This is a genomic window from Bacillus cereus group sp. BfR-BA-01349, assembly GCF_022663795.1.
Taxonomy (GTDB): domain Bacteria; phylum Bacillota; class Bacilli; order Bacillales; family Bacillaceae_G; genus Bacillus_A; species Bacillus_A cereus.
Genome location: NZ_JAKUGE010000003.1, coordinates 62,582 through 85,337 on the forward strand (window position 1 = coordinate 62,582; position 22,756 = coordinate 85,337).

Sequence of the window (22,756 nt, forward strand, 5' to 3'; positions counted from 1 at the left end):
GATTATTGTCCGCGCCAATCGGGGTAAATAAATAACCGCAGAATTATGGAATTCCATAATTCTGCGGTTATTTTAATCCTATAAAAACGTTCTCTGTACTTTTTCCCAGAAAGAGTTGTTTTTTAATTTAACTGTTTTAATTTGTTTATCGCTTAAGCGTACAACAGCTTTTTCCACTTGTTTAATACTAAGCGCTTCGTTATCCATGCCGATAACAGGATAATCGTTACCGTCTGGTCTTAGTTTTAAAGTTAATGTACGTTCGTGATTTAAAATGAAAGGTGAACCGAGCGTACGGTAAGTGTTGTTGTTTAAAGATGCTAGTTCGCTTACTTGGAAACATGGGATAAGCGGGTCAACAACTGCACCATGCAATGATTTATTGTAAGCAGTACTTCCTGTTGGGGTAGAAACTACTAAACCGTCCCCTCTAAAAGTTTCGAAATATAAATCATCAACGTGAACATCTACAACGAATGTTTTAATAATGCTAGAACGTAATGAGAACTCATTTAAACAATGGAAAGATGTACTGCCATCTACATCTACCTGAATTGTTGGATATTTACGCACTTCAATTTCATTTTTTGTAATTTCTTGAAGGGCTGTATCAACGTGATCAATATGGAAATCGCAGTAGAAAGAAATTTCATCTTTCGTAGAAATCCCTGCGTATAAACAATCTTCTCTAAAACCAGTTTTACGAACGGCTTGTAAGAAGGTTGCATCATCTCCAACACTGACGATAGCGTTTGCATTTTTTGGATGATCTAATATGGTAAATCCATTCTCTTCTAAAATACGATAGATTGGTTTCATTTTTTCAACGAGCGTTGCTTTGTCATCACCATAAAAGAAAAATAAATTGCGACGATCTGCCATTATGTATCCCTCCACTGCAGTTAAATTTTCTGTTTTTCGTGCTACATATCATTAGAGTCCGTTCCCTGATGATATGTTCAAATAATATATTTCGATATAAATTGTCAAAACACCTTTTTATTTTTAGAAAAATTTTTATATTCAATCTTATAGAACCCTGTTTAATGATGAATAAAGTTGTCGATAATGGGTACGGAGTGAAAGGATGATACGTATGAAGTGGTTCGTAATTGGAATAATAATTCTTCTTCTTTTTATTTTGTTTATACTATTGTCGAAAATAAAGCTTAAAGTGACATTTTTATATTCAGAAATGGAAAAGCAATGTTTGCTTCAAGTGAAAATATGGATGATTCGATATACATTTGATGTGTTGGAAAGAATTGAAAAACAGCAGAAAAAGACAGGACAGAAAATCGAAAAAGCTGAAGAGGACGGCGGACTCGATAATAAAATTATGGCGCAACTTGACAGCATTGGTGAACTGATAAAAAAGCTTCAAGAAGTTCATACTATTGTTAAAGATTTTCTCAAACGAGTGAAAATCAATGGTTGGAAATGGCATACACAAATTGGAGCAGGCGACGCAGCTAGTACTGGAATTGTCACTGGATATGCATGGGGGACAAAAGGTATGGCTGCTGGAGTTGTCGGACAATATATGCATATTGTCGATGTACCAGAATTTGAAATTACTCCTGTTTTTCAAGGGAAAGGATTTGCGTCAAGATGTGAGTTAACAGCATCTTTTCGGATATTCCGCACTATAAAAACAGCGGTGAAATTGCTCATATTTATGAGGAAGCAAAGATCTGGTATGACAGAAAAATCTGTTCAAGCATAGGGGGGATATAGAATGGACCATCCAATTCAAGGTTTAATGACAACCGCAATGCAGCATTTAAAACAAATGACTGATGTAAATACCATTGTTGGTGACCCAATTAAAGCGGCAGATGGAAGTGTAATTCTTACTGTTTCGAAAGTAAGTTTTGGATTTGCTGCTGGTGGAAGTGAATTTGGTAAAGTAGAACATTCAGGCCGCCATCCATTTGGCGGGGGAAGTGGTGGAGGAGTTTCTATTAATCCTGTTGCCTTTCTTGTTATAAATGGAGATGGTGTGAAAGTATTGCACTTAGATAAACAAACACACGTCATCGATAAAATAATTGAATTAGCTCCACAAGCTGTTGATAAAGTGAAAGAAATGATGGATAAACGAAAAGAAGATGATCCTGAATTTCAAATTTAACGAATAAAGAAGCTAATCAATAGGTTAGCTTCTTTAATTTTTTTGTAAATAAAGCGATTTTATTTGCATTATCGATAGGGACAAACTATCATTTACATTGTACATATTTTGTTTAAATAAGGGAGGATTTTCAAGTGGCAAACGTAACTTTTAAAGGTAATCCAATGACTTTAGTTGGAACAGAAGTTAAAGTTGGCGATCAAGCGCCAAACTTCCAAGTATTAGCAAATGACTTATCTCCAGTAAGTTTAGAAACATACAAAGGCGAAGTGAAATTAATTAGTGTTGTACCTTCAATCGACACAGGTGTTTGTGATGCACAAACACGTCGTTTTAACCAAGATGCAGCAGGTATTGAAAACGCGAAAGTATTAACAATTAGCGCTGATTTACCATTCGCTCAAAAACGCTGGTGTGCAGCAAACGGTTTAGAAAATGTTGTAACACTTTCTGACCACCGTGACCTTTCATTCGGTGAAGCTTACGGCTTAGTAATGAAAGAGCTTCGTTTACTTGCTCGTGCAGTATTCGTAGTAGATAGCAACGACAAAGTAGTTTACGCAGAGTACGTAAGCGAAGGTACAAGCCATCCAAACTATGAAGCAGCATTAGAAGCAGCTAAATCTGCGAAGTAATGTGAAGGAAATGACCTCTTATAAAGAGGTCGTTTTTTCTCATATATTGCTCTGTAACGGCATCGATATATGAGAAAAAACGTTATATCATATATAACTTAAAAGGGAGCTCTTTACAGGAGGTCGCTTTTTCTTTTTGGAAAAAAACACTTTGTGGTATGATATAAGTTATGTGTAAAAGAGAGAAGGAGGAATGTACGTGAGTCAGACAGTAGAAACATTATTTTCTATTTTTGATTCTTCTGCGGTAGTTTTACGTAAAGAATTAGATGTAACATATTTAGAGGCGCTTGTAGAGACAGGTGATAACTTGTTTGAGGGAGCGATTTTACAAGAAGAATTATCCGAATCAGCAATTGAAAGGCTGAATCGTGAATATAGTACGTTTAATGAAGAAACATATAAAGGTGAAGAAATTCGTAAAGCATTTCAGTTAGCCATCTTAAAAGGAATGAAAGAAGGCGTACAAGCGAATCATGAAATGACACCTGATGCAGTTGGTATGTTTATGAGTTATTTATTCCATAAATTTATGCAAGGGCAAAATGAAATTACAGTTTTAGATCCTGCAATTGGAACAGGTAACTTAATGACTACAGTGTTTAATAGCGCCAAAGAAGGACTAACAATGAGTGGATTTGGTGTAGAAGTGGATGAAGTGCTAATTAAACTTGCTTTAGTAAATGCAAATTTACAAAAGCATGCAATCGAATTCTTCCATCAAGATGGACTAGCACCACTTTATATCGATCCAGTTGATGCAGTCGTTTCAGACTTGCCAGTTGGTTATTATCCAAACGAAATCGGTGCAAGTGAATATAAATTAAAAGCAGATGAAGGAATGTCATATGCCCATCACTTATTTATTGAACAAAGTGTGAAACATACGAAAGAGGGCGGGTACTTATTCTTCTTAGTACCAAACTTCATTTTTGAAAGTGACCAGGCACCAAAATTACATGCATTTATTAAAGAAACATGCTTTATTCAAGGGTTATTACAGCTTCCTGTTTCCATGTTTAAAAACGAGAAAAATGCAAAAAGTATATTTGTTCTCCAAAAGAAAGGCGCTAATGTAACAATGCCAAAACAGGCGTTATTAGTGGAGTTGCCTAAATTCTCTAACATGAAGGCGATGGAAGACATTATGGATCAATTAAATACTTGGTTTGCAACACATAAATAAAGCTAGGTATATGTAACAGCATTAGTGATTCATGTAGTACAGTTTTATATAATATGTCATATTTTTAAATATATACAAGATTTAACTGAATTTTTTGAAATCTGTAATATATATTTTTTCTTGGTGTTACAATTTTTTCACTTGAAATATATGTCGGACGATGTTTAAATTAAAATCGTGAGTATAAAATTTGCTAATGATGAAACGTTTTCATATTTAGTGAATTTGAACAGATAAAATCGAGCGGTTTGTGGAAACATCCACACAACTACCAAGAGAAAAAGGGGCGAAAGACTAGATGTCAAAAATCATCGCGATTAACGCAGGAAGCTCTTCCTTAAAACTCCAATTATTTGAAATGCCAAGTGAAACAGTATTAACAAAAGGTTTAGTAGAACGTATCGGTTTAGAAGATAGTATCTTCACTATTACTGTAGATGGCGAAAAACAAAAAGAAATTACAAACATTCCAGATCACGCAGTAGCAGTTAATATGCTTCTAAAAAAATTAACTGAAAACGGAATCGTTAAATCTCTAGATGAGATTGGCGGTATCGGTCACCGTGTTGTTCACGGCGGCGAAAAATTTGCTGACTCTGTTTTAATTACTGATGAAGTATTAGCTGATATCGAAGAATTAAGCGATTTAGCACCACTTCATAACCCAGCAAACGTTGTTGGTATTAAAGCATTCCAAGAAGTATTACCAAACGTACCAGCAGTAGCAGTATTCGATACAGCATTCCACCAAACAATGCCGGAATCTGCATTCCTATACAGCCTACCATATGAGTACTATGAAAAATTCGGCATCCGTAAATACGGTTTCCACGGAACTTCTCATAAATATGTAACTGAGCGTGCGGCTGAATTATTAGGTCGTCCAATTGAAAGCTTAAGCTTACTTTCTTGTCACTTAGGTAACGGTGCAAGTATCGCAGCAGTAGAAGGCGGTAAATCTATCGATACTTCTATGGGCTTCACTCCACTTGCTGGTGTAACAATGGGTACACGTTCTGGTAACCTTGACCCTGCGTTAATTCCATACATCATGGAAAAAACAGGCCAAACAGTAGAAGAAGTAGTTAACGTATTAAACAAGAAGAGTGGTATGTTAGGTCTTACTGGTTACTCTAGTGACCTACGTGACATCATTGCGAAAGAAGAAGAAGGCGACCACCGTGCGAAAGTAGCACTTGATGTATTCGTAAGCCGTATCCACAAATACATCGGTTCTTACACTGCTCGTATGAAAGGTGTAGACGCAATCATCTTCACAGCTGGTGTAGGTGAAAACAGTGCGATTATTCGTGAGCGCGTATTAGAAGGCCTTGAGTACATGGGCGTATACTTTGATGCAAAACGTAATAACGTATTCGGTGAAGAAGCATTCATCAGCTTCCCACACTCTCCAGTAAAAATTATCGTAATTCCAACTGACGAAGAAGTTATGATTGCTCGTGATGTACTACGTCTTGGAGATATTGGTTAATATATGAAAAGAAAGACGAGATCCTATAGGATTTCGTCTTTTTTCTTTTGGATGTATTTTAAAACTCCATCCGGATATAATATTTTTTCTTTCTGAATGAATGCCGTAATAGGAATCCATTTCGCATACGCTACTGTTTCCTCATCTTGTATATTTAATATTTTCATTTCATATAGTGACGTGTCTAATAAACGCAAAGAATATAGTTGAATGATTTCATGACCAATGTCTCCATCTAGATGAAAGACATTTTCTAAACAACCTAAATAATTGGTGATTTCCACTTCTGTATGAAGCTCTTCCCTAAATTCACGAATAACGGTATGTGCTGATTGTTCACCAAGTTCAATTGAACCACCAAGAGGTCGGTAAAATGTTTCATCGGCTGAATGATATTCTTGTACGAGAAGACGCCCGTGATGTATAGCAATGCCAAAAGCCTTTGCACGTGGATACATATACAATCACTCCTTATTTTTTTTGTATAAGGAAGATTATAATGTGTTTTGTAGTAAAGGTGTCATGTATTTAAGAATATGGTCTAATCATAATTCCATCAAATAAGTTTTTCCAAAATGCTTCATTGTATTGGTATACATCCATAATAGGACATTTCATAACGCAAACACGTTGTAATCCCCAATCTTCTTGGGTGATAGTTGGTATATCGGCAGGAATTAGTAACAGGACAGAGAATGTATGTGTAACGATTTGAGATAAAATTTGTTCTAGGGAACATGCTTCTTCATATGTTCCTCCAGTTCGAATAAATAATATGGATTCTGCCGTTTCAATTGTAGCTAGAAAACGATTAATACGATGTTCATAGTTTAACTTAATTTCTGTATAAGAAGGCCAAGAAGTTGGTGTGTTTACATCTGTTTTAAAGTCATGACAGGAGTCAATTTCATAAAGGTTGTCCCTTAATCTTAATTTTGCATCATCATCCCAAAATGAGATGAAGGATAAATTTTCGAAATTTAAAAAGCGGTCAAATCGATTTTGTAATAATACATTCACTTTTTCTAATGAGGGGCTTAGCATAAAATCAATAACGCCAAAAAATGGTGATAATTCTAATTGATATAATGCCCAAGCAGGCCAGCAGTTTTGTCCTAAGCTGAATACCGCATTATATTCTTTTTTTATATCGGATAGATTCATGTGATTTATCTCATCCTTTTTGTTAATATTTTATGCCATTCAAAAATGGTATGTGAATAAAGATAGACAAGCATATTTGCAAAGAATAAGCAGAAATATGTTACAATAGAAAAAAATCGAACGAGGTGGTTGTTACGATGCGATCGAAGCGAGAACAAGCCATTTTAGACAATATAAAAGAATGGGAAGCGCAATTAGTTGAGCAAGAAGCGACCGATTTTCAAAAAGTGTTTGATAAATGGTTACATACTACAGTTGCGAAATTACCTGAGAAAAAGCGAAAAGAATTCTTCACGAAAGCAGATGGATGGCTCTTTCATTTGCATGCATTTATTCAAAGTTCACAAGCACAGTTAGATGCACGTAATCGGATTTTAGGAACATCAAGATTATTTGATGAATCGATTGAACAGCTTGAAGATTTGAAAGCATTATCTATTGATCAATTAACATACATAGCAGAGCAGCAAACAGCACGTCATCGTCTATATTCATTTGTACAAGGCGGGGCAACAGGTGCTGGAGGTTTATTATTATTAACGGCGGATTTTCCGGTTATGATCGCGTTAAATGTGAAGGCAGTCCAACTTATTGCAACATCATTTGGACATGATGTGAACAAGCCGTACGAAATGATGCTTGCGTTAAAGGTGTTTCATGCGTCATTACTACCAGGAAGACTTCAGCAATATGCATGGTACAATTTATTGCAAGAGCTGGAGCAGGAAGATTCGTTCTTTTACGAAGGAGACGAAGCAGTGCTACAAACAGCTTCTACTGAGGTTGTGTTAAAACAAATTTTGAAGACATTTTCGATTTATGCTCTTCGTCGTAAATTATTCCAAGGTATACCGGTAATTGGAATGGCAATTGGATCTACAGTGAATTATCGTTTAACAAGAAACGTTACTGAATTTGCAAATAGATTTTATCAAGTGCGCCATATAGTCGAGAAAGAAAAAAGAGCATAAAAAAAGCGAGAGGCCGAAGCCTTTCGCTTTTTTAATTTGTTGCATGTTTTTTGGACATTGGAACAGATACTGGCTGTTTTTCTGCTGTTTTTTCTGTTTTTGGATAATAAATTAAATCCAATGTTTTTGCCTGTACGGCAATCGAAAGAATAGTAAAAGCAATTTCTGTCCAATTTAAATAATATAATGAAAGCGCAAGAACAATCGCGTCAAAGACGAAGAAAATTTGCCCAATTGTAAAACGAGTTCGTTTACTTAATACAATTGTTAAAATATCGTCTCCACCGGTTGCACCGCCAAATCGCAATATAAAACCGAGTCCAATACCAGCTAACGCACCGCCAACTACTGCAGCTATAAATAAGTTATTTGATAAATCTACCGTAAATGGAGAATAATTTTCCATAAAGGAATAAAATACTCCGAATGAAATTGAACCTAGGAATGAATAACCAACCATTTTTCTACCTAAAAATGAAGCGCACAGTAAAATAATTGGGATATCCATTAATACAGTTGAAATAGATGGTGAAATATCATAAAAGTTTTGAATGAATAGTGCAATTCCTACAAAGCCACCTTCTGTTAAGTGGTTTTGGAAGTGAATGTGATATAGCGCTGCTGCTAAAATAAATGAACCGATTAAAACCATAAAAATTTCTTTAATAATTTGCCGACTTTGGATGTTCCTCATCGTTATTCCTTCTTTCCGTAGTTAGTAGTCCTTTTTGTGTTGTAAACTAACTACGAGCTCACATGTAGCTTTCAGTTAGTTTACGAAAAAACTAACTACGCTATATGTCGCTGAAGAAATAACGAATAATCCTCTCGTCCATCAATTCTCCCTACCTTCGTTTTAGTTTAAGTCTTAAAACGACTAAACAAAACGTGGAGTAGGATTCGTCATTTAGCAATCCTGCTCGTCTTTGTTTTGTTTAGTTAGTAACAATTAAGTCCTAAACAAAACGCTATGTGTAAGAAGAGTCTTTTTTTTGCCAAATTATCCTTCGGGCAATCATAATTTCCCCACTCTCGTATTTTTTTCGCTAGACTAAAGTATCTGAGCTGAAAAATACGCTACGTGTATGATTCGTCAATACGATGCCACATGCTCCTTCGAGCGATCATGATATCAAAATCCCTTCCTTCAAGATTTATACTATTATATCATACTTTTAAAAAATGTATGCGGATGGAAACCGACAATAAACGGAGGGAATCTACAAAAAATGTTATGTTTAAATATTTTTGTAGAAAAGCCTAAGTTATTTCGGAGGATTGGACAGTTTGTAACGGTTTGTCCAATAAGTAAGAAAAAAAGGGTTTTATTCCGTTGTATTCTTTTCATCACTTTTATCTTTAAAAAACGCATCCCAACTAATCACACTTAAAAAAGTTAAAGCGATAATAACGAAAGCACGCATAAGCTGTAGACCTCCTTTTGTACATAGTATATGAATCATTCGATTCGGAATGTGTCATTTTTTTACAAGTCTTAACTATTATGAGAGTATATTAATATAGATAGATGAAGGGGAGAGTGAAGGTATGCTAAAAGGAATGTTCAAAAGAAAAGAATTAATATGTATTTCATGTCAGAAAAAAATTCAATATGAAGAAGAGCTTGTTGCTTTTGTAAAGTTGCCGAAAGAAAGAAGTATATTAGTTGGCCCTTTTGATGTGTGTTTGGCAAAAACGGCACAAGAGATATATTGTAAATCATGTTACGACAAAAAAAGCATGACCCAAAGTAATTGAGGGGCATGCTTTTTTCATTGGTGTGCTTTCCCCTCAGATACATTTTGAGTGAGTCGATACCAAAGCCAAAGGTCATTAATGATGGAAGCAAGATCGGCAATTTCTGAATTTAGTTTACAAGAAACTTCGAAGTCTTCTTCGTTATTTAAATAATGTTGTTTTGTATTAATATAGTGCTCAAGTTCTTTTATACGATCAGGAATTTTCCCGCGAACTTGTTCCCATTTTAGTAAAATAGCATGTTGCATTTTTTCGGGGATTTCTTCCCAGTCTTCTTGTAAATGCGGAATTTCAATTCCTAGATGTTCATCGTATAAGAAATACTTTTCCATAAGTTCACCCCCGTTTTCCTGCTTATATTGTACAGAAAAACAGAAAGAAGTTCGACGAAATTGTTTGAAAAAATTTGAAAATGACTCTTGATACATTTTGTGAAAGGTGGTAAAGTTTGAATTATTATAAAAGAAAATGAATATTTATTCTTTGGGGGGATGCAAAATGGAGAAGAAAAAAGTTGTATTAGCATATTCTGGAGGTCTTGATACTTCCGTTGCAATTAAATGGTTACAAGAGAAAAAATATGATATTATCGCGCTTTGTTTAGATTTAGGGGAAGGTAAAGACTTAGGGTTTGTAAAAGAAAAGGCACTTTCAGTAGGTGCAATTAAATCATATATGATTGATGTTCAAGAAGAATTCGCGAATGAATATGCATTGATGGCGATGCAAGCACACACTTTATACGAAGGGAAATACCCTCTTGTCTCTGCATTATCTCGTCCGCTTATTGCAAAGAAATTAGTAGAAATCGCAGAACAAGAAGGTGCAACTGCAGTTGCACACGGATGTACAGGAAAAGGAAATGACCAAGTTCGTTTTGAAGTTTCTATCCAAGCATTAAATCCTTACTTAGAAGTGATTGCGCCTGTACGTGAATGGAAATGGTCACGTGAAGAAGAAATTGCATATGCAAAAGAAAACGATGTACCAATTCCGATTAATTTAGATAGCCCGTTTTCAATCGATCAAAACTTATGGGGACGCAGCAACGAATGTGGAATTTTAGAAGATCCATGGGCAGCGCCGCCAGAAGATGCATATGAGATGACATTGGCGTTAGAAGATACACCGAATAAACCAGAGTTTGTAGAAATCGGATTTGAAGCAGGCGTACCGACTACTTTAAATGGCACTGCATATTCACTTGCAGAATTAATTAAAACGTTAAATGCGCTCGCTGGAAAACACGGCGTTGGACGTATTGATCACGTAGAAAATCGTCTTGTCGGTATTAAATCTCGTGAAGTATACGAATGCCCAGCAGCAATGACGTTAATCACTGCGCATAAAGAGTTGGAAGATTTAACACACGTAAAAGAAGTAGCACATTTTAAACCAGTGATTGAACAGAAAATAACAGAACTTATTTATAACGGTTTATGGTTCTCGCCTTTAAAACAAGCGCTTCATGCATTTTTACAAGAAACGCAAAAGAATGTAACAGGTACAGTGCGTGTGAAATTATTTAAAGGTCATGCGATTGTAGAAGGACGTAAATCTGAGTACTCTTTATACGATGAAAAATTAGCAACATATACTGCCCAGGACGAATTTAATCATGATGCAGCAGTTGGATTCATTTCATTATTTGGTTTACCGACGAAAGTATACAGCCAAGTGAATCAAAAGAAGGTGGAAGCGTGAGCAAACTTTGGGGCGGACGTTTTACAGAAGAAGCGGAAGCATGGGTTGAAGAATTTGGAGCATCCATCTCCTTCGATCAACAATTAGTAAATCAAGATATAAACGGGAGTATTGCACACGTCACGATGCTAGCAAAGCAGAGCATCGTGACGAAAGAAGAAGCAGAGAAAATAAAGGTAGGTCTTCAATATTTATTGAAAGAAGCAAAAGAGAATAAGCTACAATTTTCAGTAGAAGCAGAAGATATTCATTTAAATATCGAAAAGATGTTAATTGAACAAATTGGCGAAGTAGGAGGGAAACTTCATACAGGCCGAAGCCGTAACGATCAAGTGGCAACGGATATGCATTTGTATTTAAAAGAAAAGGTAGAACATATTATAAAAGCTACAAAGCAATTGCAAACTGTTCTTGTTCATCAAGCAGAAAATAATATTGAAACGATTATGCCTGGCTATACGCATTTGCAACGTGCCCAGCCGATTTCATTTGCTCATCATATTCTCGCTTACTTTTGGATGTTAGAGCGTGATGTAAATCGTTATGAAGATTCGTTAAAGCGTATTAATATCTCCCCATTAGGAGCAGGAGCGCTAGCTGGGACGACATTCCCGATTGACCGAGAATATAGTGCGGAGCTTCTTGGATTTAATGGAATATATGAAAATAGTTTAGATGCAGTAAGCGATCGTGATTTCATACTGGAGTTCCTAAGTAACTCATCTATGCTTATGATGCACTTATCGCGCTTTTGTGAAGAACTTATTTTATGGAGTAGCCAAGAGTTTCAATTTATTGAAATGAGCGATCAATACGCAACTGGAAGCAGCATTATGCCGCAAAAGAAAAACCCGGATATGGCGGAACTAATCCGTGGTAAAACAGGCAGAGTATACGGTAATTTATTCAGTTTACTTACAGTAATGAAAGGATTACCGCTCGCTTACAATAAAGACTTGCAAGAAGATAAAGAAGGAATGTTTGATACAGTAAAAACAGTAGAAGGATGCCTTCATATTATGGGGGGCATGCTTGAAACGATGACTGTAAACAAAGAAAAAATGGGGCAAGCTGTGACGCAAGATTTCTCCAACGCAACAGAAATTGCCGACTATTTAGCAAACAAAGGACTACCATTCCGTCAAGCTCATGAAATTGTTGGGAAGTTAGTGCTACATTGCACACAAAAAGGAATTTATTTATTAGATGTCCCGCTTGAAACATATCAAGAAATGAGCTCTTTATTTGAAGAAGATTTGTATGAAGTTCTTTCACCATATGCGGCTGTAAAGCGTCGTAATAGTGCTGGTGGGACAGGGTTTGAACAAATCAAAAACGCTTTGGAGAAGGCGAAGGGGTTAACGAAAGAATTTATTAAGAATTGAGTTGGGAAGTACGCCAGTCTAGTAAAGTCTGGCGTACTTTGTTTTTTAATAATATTTAAGTTACAATATAGTAAAAAATAACAATTTAGGGGAAGTCTATGAAAAAAATAGTGTTTATCATTGTACTGGTAATTAGTTTAATTGCAAATGCTAAAGTGTTTCTTTTGGACAAATATATGTATGTTGGTGAAAAAGAAAAGCGAGAAGAAGCGATTATCGCAACGATGTGGCATTTGCAAGATAAAGGATATAAAGAAAGTGATATTTTATATATAAAACCGGCCTTTTATAGCAAAATGGATTCGTATGGAATGAATGTGCAGTTTAAAGATGAACCAAATGAATCATATACATATAGAGTTTTAAAAGATACGAAAACAAATAAACTAACTGTACACCAAGATAGCAATGAGCAAGGTGGTATGGGCGGGAAGCATCAAGAGCTTAAATAAAGAAAGAAAACGACTGATGGCATTCGCCTGCAGTCGTTTTTCTTTTAATCATACTTATGTCGATCTTCCGTAATTCGAATATACTCAATATCCATCAAATCTCTAAGTAATGCACCGTTACTTAGTTCAACGCCATGTTTCTCTTTAAAATGAGTACGAATCGTATCTAGCATTTCGAGTTCTTTCCCATTCACATCTAAAATAATACGTTCAGAATCATCCATGTTGCATCCTCCTTTTTTACACATATATATTTTGTCCGTCTATTTCTAAAAAATGTATGTTAACGTAATGTTAGGAAATAAGAAAGGGATGAAAAATGAGACGTATTTATTTTATAGGGTTAATTTTGTACACGCTAATTGTATTACACGTTGCATTCCCAAATATGTTTTCATTTGAGGATGTAGAAACAGTACACGTCGGGATATTTATCTTTATTCTATTTGTAGTAGACTGCTGTATTTCAATATGGTTTTCGAAAAGAAAATATGTACAAGATAAAAAAGAAATGGAACAAAAAAAGAGAAAACGTTCATTTTGGATGATGACGTACTGTTTGTCTTTAGTGCTTACTGCTGCTTTTTTTAGTGAACATATTCCATTAGAAAGATTAAATATTGGATTTGGAGCGTTCGTATTCGCATACTATTTTTTTATGCACTTTCTTCCTTATATGAAAGAAAAGCGAGGAGAAGAGGAAGACCCGCTTGTAGAAGAAGCGAGAGAACAAGAGCATAAGAGAATAGAAGGGGATATAAAGAAACTTGGAGAACAAAAATGGTATTTAAAATCAAAAATCATATATGTTCTTTGCTTCATTACGCCGCCAATTGGCTATTTGTACGTCTTCTTACTTCGTAAAAAAATGACAGCAGATGCAAAGCAAACGTACTTAACGATCGCGACAATCATGATGGCGTTATGGTCTTTGAAGTTTCTTCCGCCTTATGTGTTGGCAATTACCGTTGTTGTCGTAGCATGTCTTGTGTTTATAGTGAAGTTTATAAAATGAAAAACACCAAGCCTATGTGGACTTGGTGTTTTATCTATAAATTAAAGCTCACCTTGCTCTTCATCACCACGAACAACAAGGACATCGCATTTCGCATAGCGAATAATATGTTCAGAGACGCTACCAATTAGGAAACGCTCAACAGCATTTAAACCAGTCGCGCCACACATAATTAAATCTACTTTATGGTTTGGAGCAATTTCTTTTGAAATTTTTGATTTAGGATTACCGAATTCTAATACAGTTTCAATTTTTTCAAGACCAGCTTCAAGCGCAGTTTTTTTGTAGTCTTCTAATAAGTCTTCTGCAAATAGATTTGCACGTTCCGCAATTGCACGGCTATAAGCTTCTACTGCTGAGTATGCTTTTACATCAACGATATGAGCAATTGTTAATGTTGCATTGTTGCGCTTTGCGACTTGAATTGCTTTTTTAAAGGCTTTTTCTGCTTCTTTAGAACCATCCACCGCGATTAAAATATTTGTATATGTATTATTCATAGTAAATTCCTCCCAATCTGTTTTATAACTGTTTACAACTTAATTATAAAACAAATTTTGGTAACGTGCTTGCCAGAAACGTTACATAATTTTGAAAACTCTGTTTCAATTCATTTTAGTTGTAATTGGAGCGAGAACTTGTTACATATGAAGTATAGCAATTTAAAAGGGGGCAGTTTTGTGAGACATGCGCTCATTACAGCCGGTACGAAAGGTTTAGGAAAGCAAGTAACAGAAAAATTATTGGCTAAAGGCTATTCAGTAACAGTAACGTACCATAGCGATATCACGGCTATGGAAACGATGAAAGAAACATATAAAGATGTGGAAGAGCGTCTACAATTCGTGCAAGCGGATGTCACGAAAAAGGAAGATTTACATAAAATAGTAGAAGAAGCGATGAGCCGTTTTGGCAAAATTGACTTTTTAATTAATAATGCTGGTCCATATGTATTTGAACGAAAAAAGTTAGTTGATTATGAAGAAGATGAATGGAATGAAATGATTCAGGGAAATTTAACAGCGGTATTTCATTTATTAAAACTTGTCGTTCCGGTCATGAGAAAACAGAACTTTGGCCGTATTATTAATTACGGATTTCAAGGGGCGGATAGTGCACCGGGATGGATTTATCGTTCAGCTTTTGCCGCAGCGAAAGTAGGACTTGTTTCATTAACGAAAACAGTTGCTTATGAAGAAGCGGAGTACGGTATTACTGCGAACATGGTATGTCCTGGTGATATTATAGGCGAGATGAAAGAGGCAACTATTCAAGAAGCACGTCAGCTGAAAGAGCATAACACACCGATTGGTAGATCTGGAACAGGTGAAGATATTGCAAGAACCATTTCGTTTTTATGTGAGGACGATTCCGATATGATTACCGGTACAATTATTGAAGTGACTGGTGCAGTGGATGTTATTCATAGACATCGATAGAATAAAATAAGATGAAGTTTCGAATAATTGGACAGTTTATCCATTGTGCTGAGAGGTGCGGATAATACTGTCCTTTAATATAAAATTAAATCTATCGGAAAACTCGTGTTATTTTTTTGTCAAATATTGAGATATTATGTTAAAATATAAGAGCGTAGAAAGCGCTTTAAAAAATGATTCAGGGGTCATTTCATAACTCAAGGGGGAACTAATCATGCGTATCGGTATTCCAACAGAAATTAAAAACAATGAAAACCGTGTGGCAATGACGCCAGCGGGAGCAGTACATTTAGTACAAAATGGTCATGAAGTTTTTGTTCAAAAAGGAGCAGGTTTAGGATCTGGCTTTACGGATGAAGAATACGTACAAGCTGGTGCGAAACTTGTAGAAACTGCTGAAGAAGCATGGAATCAAGATATGGTTATGAAGGTAAAAGAGCCAGTAGCAAGTGAATACGGCTATTTCCGTGAAGGTTTAATTTTATTCACATACTTACACTTAGCTCCAGAACCAGAATTAACGAAAGCATTAATCGATAACAAAGTTGCATCAATCGCATATGAAACAGTACAATTAGACAATCGTTCTTTACCATTACTTGCACCTATGAGTGAAGTAGCTGGTCGTATGGCTGCACAAATTGGTGCACAATTCCTTGAGAAAAACAAAGGTGGTAAAGGTATTTTACTTGCGGGCGTTCCAGGGGTAAAACGCGGCAAAGTAACAATCATCGGCGGTGGTCAAGCTGGTACAAACGCAGCTAAGATTGCAGTAGGTTTAGGTGCAGATGTAACAATCATTGACTTAAGTGCAGAACGTCTTCGTCAATTAGATGATATTTTCGGTAACCAAGTAAAAACATTAATGTCTAATCCATATAACATTGCAGAAGCTGTTAAAGAATCTGACCTTGTTATTGGTGCAGTATTAATTCCAGGTGCAAAAGCGCCGAAACTTGTAACTGAAGAAATGATTCAATCAATGGAACCAGGTTCTGTCGTTGTAGATATCGCGATTGACCAAGGTGGTATTTTCGAAACAACTGATCGTATTACAACTCATGATAACTCAACTTACGAAAAACATGGCGTTGTTCATTATGCAGTTGCTAATATGCCAGGTGCAGTTCCACGTACGTCAACTCTTGTATTAACAAACGTAACAGTACCATATGCAGTACAAATTGCGAACAAAGGTTACAAAGATGCTTGCTTAGGCAACACTGCATTACTAAAAGGTATTAACACATTAGATGGCTATGTAACATTCGAAGCAGTTGCAGAAGCGCACGGCTTACAATACGCTGATGCGAAAGAGCTTCTTGAAAAAGCTCCTGCTTTATCATAATAGAAATACATTTGAGACCTTCCTTTATGAGGAGGGTCTTTTTTATAAGGTAAAAAATTGTTTTTTATTACTGTTAACAAGTGGTAATTGTGATAATTTAGAATTATATAAATTTAAGGGAAGGGGGATTGAATTGGGAAGAAAAAGTAAGCGGAGGAAGCGTAAAAAACAAAGAGGAGTAATAAGGAGTAAACATGAGTTAGTAGTTACGAAAAAGAGACCTAGGTCGAAATTTGAAAGTGGTTTAATAGATGCGGCGAATGTTATGTATTTTATTGTAATGAGTATTATTTTCATTAACTTAATTAAGTTACAAATTTCAATTTTATCTTTACATGTATTTGTACTTATTATTTTTCTTATGGTAGCTATTTCGGTACATGTTTTAGTTTTTGGAACATTACTATCAAATAATAAGAATGGTGGAAAAAAAGTACAAAAAAAGAAAAGAAATTCGTCTTATTATGCAAGCTCATCAAGTGGATTCGGTGACTACAGTAGCAATGACTGTAGTAGCTCAAGTGATGGCGGAGGAGATTAAGTTAGTTTTTTAGAAGAACGACTAATGAAAGGATGGGACGAAAGATGGAAACTGTGAACTTAATAGAATTAACAAAGGATATTAAAGATCAACATAAAAATTTCGTCGTTTCAAATGTAAATAATCATTGCTTACGAATCGCTGTATTTACTGGCGAATATGATTGGCATTATCATTCTAATTCGGATGAATTATTCATTGTGCTAGAGGGAGAATTGCTTATCGATTTTGAAGATGGAGAAACGGCGGTTTTAAAGCCAAATGATTCTATTTTAATTCCAGCATGTACGATTCATAGAACGAGAGCATTAAAGAGAACGGTAAATCTTTGTTTTGAACATATAGAGGCTGATACGATTATAGTGGAGCAATTATGAAGAAATTATCTGTAGCCAAGTATAGAAAAATCCTTCCGATTTTAGAAAGTAATATAAGAACGACAACGTTTGCTTATGCGGTATGTGAGCAAATGATAGATGGTGAAGTTTTTGTAAACGAAAAGTTAACAGCAGGATTAATTATTACAGCTAACGGTATCTATTATTTATTTGGTGATACTGATGATCAAAATTATAACGAAGAGTTATTTTCGTATTTAAAAACAGCTATTGAGAAAACAGAGAAGAGATTTACACTCTTTACTTCAAGTGAAGAGTGGGAAATGATGTTAGAAGAGCGTTTTAGTAATACACTTCGGAACATCCCGCGAATGAAATTTCAAAGAGTAACCTTTGAGGAGAGAAAACGAGATTGTAACAAAAATACATATGAAGTGAAGCGTATTGATAGAAGAGATATAGAGCGAAGCAGTGAATTTAAAGAGGAGTACTACAAAGAATATTGGGGATCAAAAGAAACGTTTTTGAATAGTGGTTTTGGATTTTGTATAGAACAAGATGGGATAATTGTAGCTGAATGTGTCTCAATATTTAGCGGGAATGGTTATGCTGAAATAGATATCGCAACACATGAAGCCCATCAAGGGAAAGGATTAGCTCAAGCTGTTGCGACACGGTTCGTTGAGCATTGCATGCAAAATGATATTACACCGTGCTGGGATTGTTATGTAGACAATATTCCTTCGCAAAAACTAGCTAGTAAATTAAGTTTTCATAATCCGATAGAATATAGATTGTTTGTACGTAAGAAAACGGGGGAATAAAAATGAATGTGGAATTAACGAGATTCAAAGTGAAACAAGGTAAAAGTCATCGTGTAGATGAATGGATGCAGCTTCTTAATGACAATATGAAAGAAGTCCTTTTGACATTAAACGACGAAAAGATGTATGTTGAGACAATTTTCCGGGAAATAAGAGATGGAGAAGAATACTTATATTGGTATTCTGTGCAAGGAGAAGGCGGGGCTCTTGTCGAAAATTCTCATTATGAAATTGATAAAAAGCACTTAGCGTTTTGGTATGAATGTATTGATGAAGAAGCACCATCTGTTGATATGAAAACGGAAGGTGTTATGATTCAAGATGTTGTGAGGGAAGCGATGGAATAATAGAGTAATATTTTGTGAACAAAAAACAGTCTTATTTTTTTGCTGAAATATATATTATTGGAGATGCTATAGGATGAGAATTAGTAATAAATATATCACTCTCGATGAAATAGAGATAATAAGAGAATCCTTAAATAAATTGCATGAATATCATAATAATAAATCAAAATATTTTTCTGGCGATTACCCAAGAATGACATTTGAGGAACGTATTGAAAATTATAAAAAGAACTCAAAGTACGGAGAATATAGAATTGAATTATTGATTGAGTCAGAAACAGATAATATATTAGGATTTTGTATAGCGTATAGTAAAAGCGTAAGCGGAAAGATTGAAGTTTTATTTGTTGATGAAAAATACCGAAGAAACGGATTTGGTTTGAAATTAATGAATAGTGCAGTGGAATGGTTTAAAGTGAAAAAGATAGATGAAATTGAATTAACAGTAGTGTATGGAAATGAAGCTGTATCATTTTATGAAAAGCTGGGATTTTATCCTCGTTCAATTATTATGGCAACTAAGTCATAACGATAGTATGGGGAGAGATGAGTGGGAGTTTTTGTTTCAAAAAATGATTCATATTTTACTAAATTATATGTGAAGAGCACATCAAAATAAATGTGCTTTTTATTATGGAAAAATTTATAAAAGCTGTATTTGGATATCTTTAAGTGAAAATAAAGAGGGATATCGAGAATATTTTAGGATAAACTATAAAGTGAAACTTTAATCAGTGGTGAGGGCATCCCCCACTGATTATCAGCCCTCACCAATCGGGCTTTTACGAGCAGTCCGCCCCCCACCTAACTTCTTTACTTCCGCTGAATTTTGATGTGGGGTCTTACTGCCTGTTAATGCGGGATAAAGAAATAAAAAACACCGAACCAAAAGACTTACAAATATACGGTGTAGTTGTAACAGGCAAAACAGAGGATTTACAAAGTTTACAAGGAGCACCATATATTAAGGCTGCTGTAAGAGGTGTAACAGTTGAGAAATATTAATTACAGTCTATCAATGTGAATAATCAGAAAACTTATGTTATACTATGGGAAAAGGAGGTTTATATGAGGCAAATACATGGAGCAATTTATATTTACATAACTATGTTTTTCGTGGCGATATCCTATGGATTAGGGCACGTGTATTCGCATCCTATACTAACTTTTTTAAGCGGAGCATGTATGGCGTTTGCGCTTCTTGTCCACCTTTTCTCAGTTTGGATCGTGAAATTTCAATTAAATATTAGTGAAATAGAAGAAGGCACTTTTTGAGTGGCCTTCTTTTTTTAATAATATTTAAAGGAAGAAATAGACAATAAATAAATGCTTTTGAATCGAGGGGCATGATGAAGAGAGTATTATTCTTTTTTATTACTATTTTCTTTTTAGGGAGTTGTTCGATTTGGTATGTTACTTTTTCTAGCGAGAGCAAAAGTTGGACGGGACAATATAAAGGCCATATTAAGGATGATAGTGAAGATGGAATGTTTACATTTCAGTATAAGGGCGGAGATGGAAATACAGAATTTAAAAATTTAGAGATTGCTATTCATGAAACCTTTCGTACAATGACGCAAACTTCAGAAGTTCATAGAGGAGCAAAGGTTGAAATGAAGTCTTCTTGTGTAAGTTGCGCGCCTATCTCTAAAGATGAACCAATAGAGATTGTGATTAAATGGGATGATAAGTATGAGGAGAAGATGGTGCTAAATTTGAAATAGTAGAGAAATAAAAAAGGCAGCAATCAAGCTGCCTTTTTTATTATTTTACAAATTGTAATTCTTTCGGGAATTTCGTTAAAATTTCTGATCCGTCTTTTGTGATGTAAATATCATCTTCAATACGAACGCCACCTACGTTTGGTACATAAATACCAGGTTCGATTGTGAAGACCATACCTTCTTTTAATGGAGACTCGTTACCAGCTTTTACATCTGGATATTCGTGTACGCTAATTCCAAGTCCATGACCAAGTCGGTGCGGGAAGAAGTCTCCGTAACCTGCATCTGCGATAACAGAACGAGCAGCGTTATCGATTGCGCCAAGTGTAACACCTGGTTTACATGCTTCAACTGCTTGTAGTTGTCCAGCAAGTACAGTGTTGTAAATGCGAGTTTGCTCTTCAGAAATCTCACCGAATGCTACTGTACGTGTAATATCAGAGCAATAACCATCAATGATTACGCCTAAATCAAATAGTACGAAATCGCCGCGTTTCATTTTGTTTGCGCCAGGAATACCGTGTGGAAGAGCAGAGTTCGCACCTGCTAATACCATCGTATCAAATGACATTTTATGTATGCCTTTTGTTTTTAATTCGTGTTCAATAATTGCTAATACTTCTAGCTCGCTGCGGTTTTCTTTAATTGCATTTACACCAACTTCAACAGCATAGTCCGCCATTTTAGCTGCTTCGCGTAAAATAGAAAGTTCTTTTTCATCTTTAATTAAACGAAGTTCGCGAACTTTCTCCTCAGCTGATTTGAAAGCTGCATTTGGGAATAATTTCGTTAATTCTTCGTAGCGCTCTACGTTTAAATGTTCTTTTTCAATTGCAACTGCATTTGCATTGATGCCGCGGTCTTTAATTGCTTTTGCAATCATATCCCATGGTCTGTCAGTATCAGTAAATCCGATAATTTCATGTGCCCAGCCAGCGTTACGTGCTTGGCCTTCTTCCATTTTAGGGCAAATTAAAATAGGTTCTTTTTCTTGGAATACAAACATACCAAGAAGTCTTTCGTGTGGTTCACAGTGGAAGTTTGTCATGTAGAAGACGTTCGGTGTAGAAGTTAAGAACGCAGCTTCTACGTTTTTTTCTTTTAGCCATTGCATTAAATTTTCTAATCTAGCATTCATCGATTGGCACCCCCGAGATATTTAATTACAAATATAACTTTAACTCGGAAGAAAGCGTTATGACAAGTAAATAGATGTTAGAAAAGACAGGGGATTGAAAAATCATGTAGAATAAAAAGTGAGAATGTGAATAGGGGAGGAATGTAATAATGAAAGTATCTTATCATGGACATTCAGTTGTGAAAATTGAGGCGAATGGAAAAGTTATTTTAATTGACCCGTTTTTAACAGGTAATCCGAAAACAGATTTAAAAGCTGAAGATGTAAAAGTGGATGCAATCCTTTTATCGCATGGACACGGTGATCATGTTGGAGATACAGTAGAACTTGCGAAGAAAAATAATGCAGTTGTTGTAGCACCATTTGAACTAGCAACATTTTTAAGTTGGCAAGGTGTAAATACACACCCGATGCATATTGGTGGTTCACATGAATTTGACTTCGGAAAAGTGAAGTTTACACAAGCATTCCACGGCTCTAGTTATATTGATGAAGCAAATAAGACGATTACATATACAGGTATGCCAGCAGGTATTTTATTTACAGCAGAAGAGAAAACTGTATACCACGCAGGAGATACTGCACTATTCTCTGATATGAAGTTAATTGGGGAATTAAATAAAGTTGATCTAGCATTTTTACCAATTGGTGATAATTTCACAATGGGACCAGAAGATGCTGTACTAGCGGCAAAATGGATTAATGCGAAAACTGTTGTACCGATGCATTACAATACGTTCCCAGTTATTGAACAAGATCCATATCAATTTGTAGAAAAGCTACAAAATTGTACAGGGAAAGTATTAGAAGCTGGAGAAAGTATTACACTATAGAAAAGAAACCCTTCATTTGAAAAAGAAAAGTGAAGGGTTTTTTATGTGTGTAGGACAGCTTTTAATGCTTGTATTTGTTTTGGTGATTCTTTTCTTTTGGTACGTGGTTGTTCAGGTGTTTCATTCAATTCCATTGCAACTTTTTTTCCATCTACAAAAGCTAAAAATACAGCACCTACAACCTCTAAAAATTTTTTCATCATGTGTTCGCTCCTTTGTTTTATTTCTTGTCTTAATTGTATAGGTAATCAAGTGTGCGAACTATCGAATGAGATGACAATAGCATTACATTGTTGTAATAGAATGAATGGTGGAATGCAAGAGACAT

At 35.4% G+C, this 22,756-nt stretch carries 30 protein-coding genes and 1 pseudogene; 22 read left to right on the top strand and 9 right to left on the bottom strand.

Annotated elements, in window-relative coordinates:
• Positions 1 to 78: 78 nt before the first annotated feature.
• Positions 79 to 882, bottom strand: coding sequence for an NAD kinase (locus MR169_RS03030; RefSeq protein WP_000785177.1), 804 nt, complete (start codon positions 880 to 882; stop codon positions 79 to 81).
• 205 nt (positions 883 to 1,087) lie between these two features.
• Here MR169_RS03030 and MR169_RS03035 point away from each other — a divergent pair, with 205 nt between their 5' ends.
• From MR169_RS03035 to ackA, 5 genes are all read left to right on the top strand, one after another.
• A complete protein-coding gene (locus MR169_RS03035) occupies positions 1,088 to 1,726 on the top strand; it encodes a DUF2953 domain-containing protein (RefSeq protein WP_002098024.1) in 639 nt (212 codons plus the stop codon).
• Between the two features lie 12 nt (positions 1,727 to 1,738).
• The gene (ytfJ, locus tag MR169_RS03040; protein ID WP_000350003.1) at positions 1,739 to 2,134 is read left to right on the top strand and encodes a GerW family sporulation protein; all 396 of its coding nucleotides are present in this window, start codon (positions 1,739 to 1,741) and stop codon (positions 2,132 to 2,134) included.
• A gap of 134 nt (positions 2,135 to 2,268) precedes the next feature.
• Positions 2,269 to 2,769: a thiol peroxidase gene (gene tpx, locus MR169_RS03045; protein ID WP_000024525.1), complete on the top strand. Its 501-nt coding sequence runs from the start codon at positions 2,269 to 2,271 to the stop codon at positions 2,767 to 2,769.
• A 199-nt stretch (positions 2,770 to 2,968) separates the two neighbouring features.
• Complete coding sequence (locus tag MR169_RS03050) at positions 2,969 to 3,955, top strand: class I SAM-dependent methyltransferase (RefSeq protein ID WP_000084367.1); 987 nt, start codon at positions 2,969 to 2,971, stop codon at positions 3,953 to 3,955.
• 298 nt (positions 3,956 to 4,253) lie between these two features.
• Positions 4,254 to 5,447 carry an acetate kinase gene (gene ackA / locus MR169_RS03055; protein ID WP_242318881.1) on the top strand — a complete coding sequence of 398 codons (1,194 nt, stop codon included), beginning with the start codon at positions 4,254 to 4,256 and terminating at the stop codon, positions 5,445 to 5,447.
• A gap of 23 nt (positions 5,448 to 5,470) precedes the next feature.
• Here the strand turns inward: ackA and MR169_RS03060 are convergent, their stop codons facing one another.
• Both MR169_RS03060 and MR169_RS03065 read right to left on the bottom strand, forming a co-directional pair.
• Entirely contained in the window at positions 5,471 to 5,905 is a 435-nt protein-coding gene (locus MR169_RS03060; protein WP_000283468.1) for an NUDIX hydrolase, read from the bottom strand.
• 70 nt (positions 5,906 to 5,975) lie between these two features.
• Positions 5,976 to 6,611 (bottom strand): DUF1796 family putative cysteine peptidase, encoded by a 636-nt coding sequence (locus MR169_RS03065; RefSeq protein WP_016118718.1) that lies wholly within the window; start codon positions 6,609 to 6,611, stop codon positions 5,976 to 5,978.
• A gap of 137 nt (positions 6,612 to 6,748) precedes the next feature.
• On the opposite strand from MR169_RS03065, the gene MR169_RS03070 reads away from it, so the two are divergent.
• Positions 6,749 to 7,582: an EcsC family protein gene (locus tag MR169_RS03070; RefSeq protein ID WP_001256853.1), complete on the top strand. Its 834-nt coding sequence runs from the start codon at positions 6,749 to 6,751 to the stop codon at positions 7,580 to 7,582.
• A gap of 31 nt (positions 7,583 to 7,613) precedes the next feature.
• On the opposite strand, the gene MR169_RS03075 is transcribed toward MR169_RS03070, so the two are convergent.
• The gene (locus MR169_RS03075) at positions 7,614 to 8,276 is read right to left on the bottom strand and encodes a YitT family protein (RefSeq protein WP_001244515.1); all 663 of its coding nucleotides are present in this window, start codon (positions 8,274 to 8,276) and stop codon (positions 7,614 to 7,616) included.
• Between the two features lie 854 nt (positions 8,277 to 9,130).
• Here MR169_RS03075 and MR169_RS03080 point away from each other — a divergent pair.
• Positions 9,131 to 9,340 carry a hypothetical protein gene (locus MR169_RS03080; protein WP_000911986.1) on the top strand — a complete coding sequence of 70 codons (210 nt, stop codon included), beginning with the start codon at positions 9,131 to 9,133 and terminating at the stop codon, positions 9,338 to 9,340.
• A gap of 14 nt (positions 9,341 to 9,354) precedes the next feature.
• Here MR169_RS03080 and MR169_RS03085 read toward each other — a convergent pair whose 3' ends face one another.
• Entirely contained in the window at positions 9,355 to 9,672 is a 318-nt protein-coding gene (locus MR169_RS03085; RefSeq protein ID WP_000417218.1) for a hypothetical protein, read from the bottom strand.
• A 166-nt stretch (positions 9,673 to 9,838) separates the two neighbouring features.
• On the opposite strand from MR169_RS03085, the gene MR169_RS03090 reads away from it, so the two are divergent.
• The 3 genes from MR169_RS03090 (at position 9,839) to MR169_RS03100 (ending at position 12,881) form a co-directional block, all read left to right on the top strand.
• Positions 9,839 to 11,044 carry an argininosuccinate synthase gene (locus MR169_RS03090; RefSeq protein ID WP_242318882.1) on the top strand — a complete coding sequence of 402 codons (1,206 nt, stop codon included), beginning with the start codon at positions 9,839 to 9,841 and terminating at the stop codon, positions 11,042 to 11,044.
• Positions 11,041 to 12,429: an argininosuccinate lyase gene (gene argH / locus MR169_RS03095; RefSeq protein WP_000041290.1), complete on the top strand. Its 1,389-nt coding sequence runs from the start codon at positions 11,041 to 11,043 to the stop codon at positions 12,427 to 12,429. Before MR169_RS03090 ends, argH begins: the two co-directional genes overlap by 4 nt.
• Positions 12,430 to 12,527: 98 nt before the next feature.
• Entirely contained in the window at positions 12,528 to 12,881 is a 354-nt protein-coding gene (locus tag MR169_RS03100; protein ID WP_000724675.1) for a DUF3139 domain-containing protein, read from the top strand.
• 44 nt (positions 12,882 to 12,925) lie between these two features.
• Here MR169_RS03100 and MR169_RS03105 read toward each other — a convergent pair whose 3' ends face one another.
• Positions 12,926 to 13,105: a hypothetical protein gene (locus tag MR169_RS03105; protein ID WP_000342765.1), complete on the bottom strand. Its 180-nt coding sequence runs from the start codon at positions 13,103 to 13,105 to the stop codon at positions 12,926 to 12,928.
• Between the two features lie 95 nt (positions 13,106 to 13,200).
• Between MR169_RS03105 and MR169_RS03110 the strand changes: the two genes are divergently transcribed.
• Positions 13,201 to 13,896: a hypothetical protein gene (locus MR169_RS03110; protein ID WP_016118715.1), complete on the top strand. Its 696-nt coding sequence runs from the start codon at positions 13,201 to 13,203 to the stop codon at positions 13,894 to 13,896.
• 41 nt (positions 13,897 to 13,937) lie between these two features.
• Here the strand turns inward: MR169_RS03110 and MR169_RS03115 are convergent, their stop codons facing one another.
• Entirely contained in the window at positions 13,938 to 14,396 is a 459-nt protein-coding gene (locus tag MR169_RS03115; protein ID WP_001066673.1) for a universal stress protein, read from the bottom strand.
• 147 nt (positions 14,397 to 14,543) lie between these two features.
• Between MR169_RS03115 and MR169_RS03120 the strand changes: the two genes are divergently transcribed.
• The 10 genes and pseudogenes from MR169_RS03120 (at position 14,544) to MR169_RS03170 (ending at position 20,457) form a co-directional block, all read left to right on the top strand.
• The gene (locus tag MR169_RS03120; protein ID WP_193533641.1) at positions 14,544 to 15,335 is read left to right on the top strand and encodes an SDR family oxidoreductase; all 792 of its coding nucleotides are present in this window, start codon (positions 14,544 to 14,546) and stop codon (positions 15,333 to 15,335) included.
• Positions 15,336 to 15,549: 214 nt separating this feature from the next.
• The gene (ald, locus tag MR169_RS03125; protein WP_242318883.1) at positions 15,550 to 16,683 is read left to right on the top strand and encodes an alanine dehydrogenase; all 1,134 of its coding nucleotides are present in this window, start codon (positions 15,550 to 15,552) and stop codon (positions 16,681 to 16,683) included.
• 133 nt (positions 16,684 to 16,816) lie between these two features.
• Positions 16,817 to 17,224, top strand: coding sequence for a hypothetical protein (locus MR169_RS03130; RefSeq protein WP_242318884.1), 408 nt, complete (start codon positions 16,817 to 16,819; stop codon positions 17,222 to 17,224).
• Between the two features lie 44 nt (positions 17,225 to 17,268).
• Positions 17,269 to 17,601 (top strand): cupin domain-containing protein, encoded by a 333-nt coding sequence (locus tag MR169_RS03135; protein ID WP_016118713.1) that lies wholly within the window; start codon positions 17,269 to 17,271, stop codon positions 17,599 to 17,601.
• Complete coding sequence (locus MR169_RS03140; RefSeq protein ID WP_086392259.1) at positions 17,598 to 18,386, top strand: GNAT family N-acetyltransferase; 789 nt, start codon at positions 17,598 to 17,600, stop codon at positions 18,384 to 18,386. The genes MR169_RS03135 and MR169_RS03140 overlap by 4 nt, the downstream gene beginning before the upstream one ends.
• Positions 18,387 to 18,388: 2 nt before the next feature.
• On the top strand, positions 18,389 to 18,733 hold the full coding sequence (locus MR169_RS03145) for a DUF6176 family protein (protein ID WP_242318885.1): 345 nt from the start codon (positions 18,389 to 18,391) through the stop codon (positions 18,731 to 18,733).
• A gap of 73 nt (positions 18,734 to 18,806) precedes the next feature.
• Positions 18,807 to 19,262 carry a GNAT family N-acetyltransferase gene (locus tag MR169_RS03150; protein WP_001222923.1) on the top strand — a complete coding sequence of 152 codons (456 nt, stop codon included), beginning with the start codon at positions 18,807 to 18,809 and terminating at the stop codon, positions 19,260 to 19,262.
• A 335-nt stretch (positions 19,263 to 19,597) separates the two neighbouring features.
• Positions 19,598 to 19,738: pseudogene (locus tag MR169_RS03160) on the top strand (anti sigma factor C-terminal domain-containing protein); the annotation flags it as partial.
• A 63-nt stretch (positions 19,739 to 19,801) separates the two neighbouring features.
• Complete coding sequence (locus MR169_RS03165) at positions 19,802 to 20,008, top strand: hypothetical protein (RefSeq protein WP_001248905.1); 207 nt, start codon at positions 19,802 to 19,804, stop codon at positions 20,006 to 20,008.
• Between the two features lie 74 nt (positions 20,009 to 20,082).
• Complete coding sequence (locus tag MR169_RS03170; protein WP_136986050.1) at positions 20,083 to 20,457, top strand: hypothetical protein; 375 nt, start codon at positions 20,083 to 20,085, stop codon at positions 20,455 to 20,457.
• A 40-nt stretch (positions 20,458 to 20,497) separates the two neighbouring features.
• On the opposite strand, the gene pepQ is transcribed toward MR169_RS03170, so the two are convergent.
• Entirely contained in the window at positions 20,498 to 21,595 is a 1,098-nt protein-coding gene (pepQ, locus tag MR169_RS03175; protein ID WP_000994032.1) for a Xaa-Pro dipeptidase, read from the bottom strand.
• 149 nt (positions 21,596 to 21,744) lie between these two features.
• Between pepQ and MR169_RS03180 the strand changes: the two genes are divergently transcribed.
• Positions 21,745 to 22,428: a metal-dependent hydrolase gene (locus MR169_RS03180; protein ID WP_000868922.1), complete on the top strand. Its 684-nt coding sequence runs from the start codon at positions 21,745 to 21,747 to the stop codon at positions 22,426 to 22,428.
• Between the two features lie 41 nt (positions 22,429 to 22,469).
• On the opposite strand, the gene MR169_RS03185 is transcribed toward MR169_RS03180, so the two are convergent.
• Positions 22,470 to 22,631 carry a hypothetical protein gene (locus MR169_RS03185; RefSeq protein ID WP_000976017.1) on the bottom strand — a complete coding sequence of 54 codons (162 nt, stop codon included), beginning with the start codon at positions 22,629 to 22,631 and terminating at the stop codon, positions 22,470 to 22,472.
• Positions 22,632 to 22,756 lie beyond the last annotated feature (125 nt).

Excerpts from the sequence above, each read along its gene's own strand:
- MR169_RS03115 (WP_001066673.1), bottom strand. The coding sequence starts at position 14,396 with ATGAATAATACATATACAAATATTTTAATCGCGGTGGATGGTTCTAAA.
- MR169_RS03080 (WP_000911986.1), top strand. The coding sequence starts at position 9,131 with ATGCTAAAAGGAATGTTCAAAAGAAAAGAATTAATATGTATTTCATGT.
- MR169_RS03170 (WP_136986050.1), top strand. The coding sequence starts at position 20,083 with ATGAAGAGAGTATTATTCTTTTTTATTACTATTTTCTTTTTAGGGAGT.
- MR169_RS03070 (WP_001256853.1), top strand. The coding sequence starts at position 6,749 with ATGCGATCGAAGCGAGAACAAGCCATTTTAGACAATATAAAAGAATGG.
- pepQ (WP_000994032.1), bottom strand. The coding sequence starts at position 21,595 with ATGAATGCTAGATTAGAAAATTTAATGCAATGGCTAAAAGAAAAAAAC.
- MR169_RS03150 (WP_001222923.1), top strand. The coding sequence starts at position 18,807 with ATGAGAATTAGTAATAAATATATCACTCTCGATGAAATAGAGATAATA.
- MR169_RS03090 (WP_242318882.1), top strand. The coding sequence starts at position 9,839 with ATGGAGAAGAAAAAAGTTGTATTAGCATATTCTGGAGGTCTTGATACT.
- ald (WP_242318883.1), top strand. The coding sequence starts at position 15,550 with ATGCGTATCGGTATTCCAACAGAAATTAAAAACAATGAAAACCGTGTG.
- MR169_RS03140 (WP_086392259.1), top strand. The coding sequence starts at position 17,598 with ATGAAGAAATTATCTGTAGCCAAGTATAGAAAAATCCTTCCGATTTTA.
- MR169_RS03180 (WP_000868922.1), top strand. The coding sequence starts at position 21,745 with ATGAAAGTATCTTATCATGGACATTCAGTTGTGAAAATTGAGGCGAAT.
- MR169_RS03100 (WP_000724675.1), top strand. The coding sequence starts at position 12,528 with ATGAAAAAAATAGTGTTTATCATTGTACTGGTAATTAGTTTAATTGCA.
- MR169_RS03065 (WP_016118718.1), bottom strand. The coding sequence starts at position 6,611 with ATGAATCTATCCGATATAAAAAAAGAATATAATGCGGTATTCAGCTTA.
- MR169_RS03110 (WP_016118715.1), top strand. The coding sequence starts at position 13,201 with ATGAGACGTATTTATTTTATAGGGTTAATTTTGTACACGCTAATTGTA.
- MR169_RS03135 (WP_016118713.1), top strand. The coding sequence starts at position 17,269 with ATGGAAACTGTGAACTTAATAGAATTAACAAAGGATATTAAAGATCAA.
- MR169_RS03105 (WP_000342765.1), bottom strand. The coding sequence starts at position 13,105 with ATGGATGATTCTGAACGTATTATTTTAGATGTGAATGGGAAAGAACTC.
- ackA (WP_242318881.1), top strand. The coding sequence starts at position 4,254 with ATGTCAAAAATCATCGCGATTAACGCAGGAAGCTCTTCCTTAAAACTC.
- MR169_RS03030 (WP_000785177.1), bottom strand. The coding sequence starts at position 882 with ATGGCAGATCGTCGCAATTTATTTTTCTTTTATGGTGATGACAAAGCA.
- ytfJ (WP_000350003.1), top strand. The coding sequence starts at position 1,739 with ATGGACCATCCAATTCAAGGTTTAATGACAACCGCAATGCAGCATTTA.
- MR169_RS03185 (WP_000976017.1), bottom strand. The coding sequence starts at position 22,631 with ATGATGAAAAAATTTTTAGAGGTTGTAGGTGCTGTATTTTTAGCTTTT.
- MR169_RS03085 (WP_000417218.1), bottom strand. The coding sequence starts at position 9,672 with ATGGAAAAGTATTTCTTATACGATGAACATCTAGGAATTGAAATTCCG.
- MR169_RS03165 (WP_001248905.1), top strand. The coding sequence starts at position 19,802 with ATGAGGCAAATACATGGAGCAATTTATATTTACATAACTATGTTTTTC.
- MR169_RS03035 (WP_002098024.1), top strand. The coding sequence starts at position 1,088 with ATGATACGTATGAAGTGGTTCGTAATTGGAATAATAATTCTTCTTCTT.
- MR169_RS03145 (WP_242318885.1), top strand. The coding sequence starts at position 18,389 with ATGAATGTGGAATTAACGAGATTCAAAGTGAAACAAGGTAAAAGTCAT.
- MR169_RS03120 (WP_193533641.1), top strand. The coding sequence starts at position 14,544 with ATGAAGTATAGCAATTTAAAAGGGGGCAGTTTTGTGAGACATGCGCTC.
- MR169_RS03060 (WP_000283468.1), bottom strand. The coding sequence starts at position 5,905 with ATGTATCCACGTGCAAAGGCTTTTGGCATTGCTATACATCACGGGCGT.
- MR169_RS03075 (WP_001244515.1), bottom strand. The coding sequence starts at position 8,276 with ATGAGGAACATCCAAAGTCGGCAAATTATTAAAGAAATTTTTATGGTT.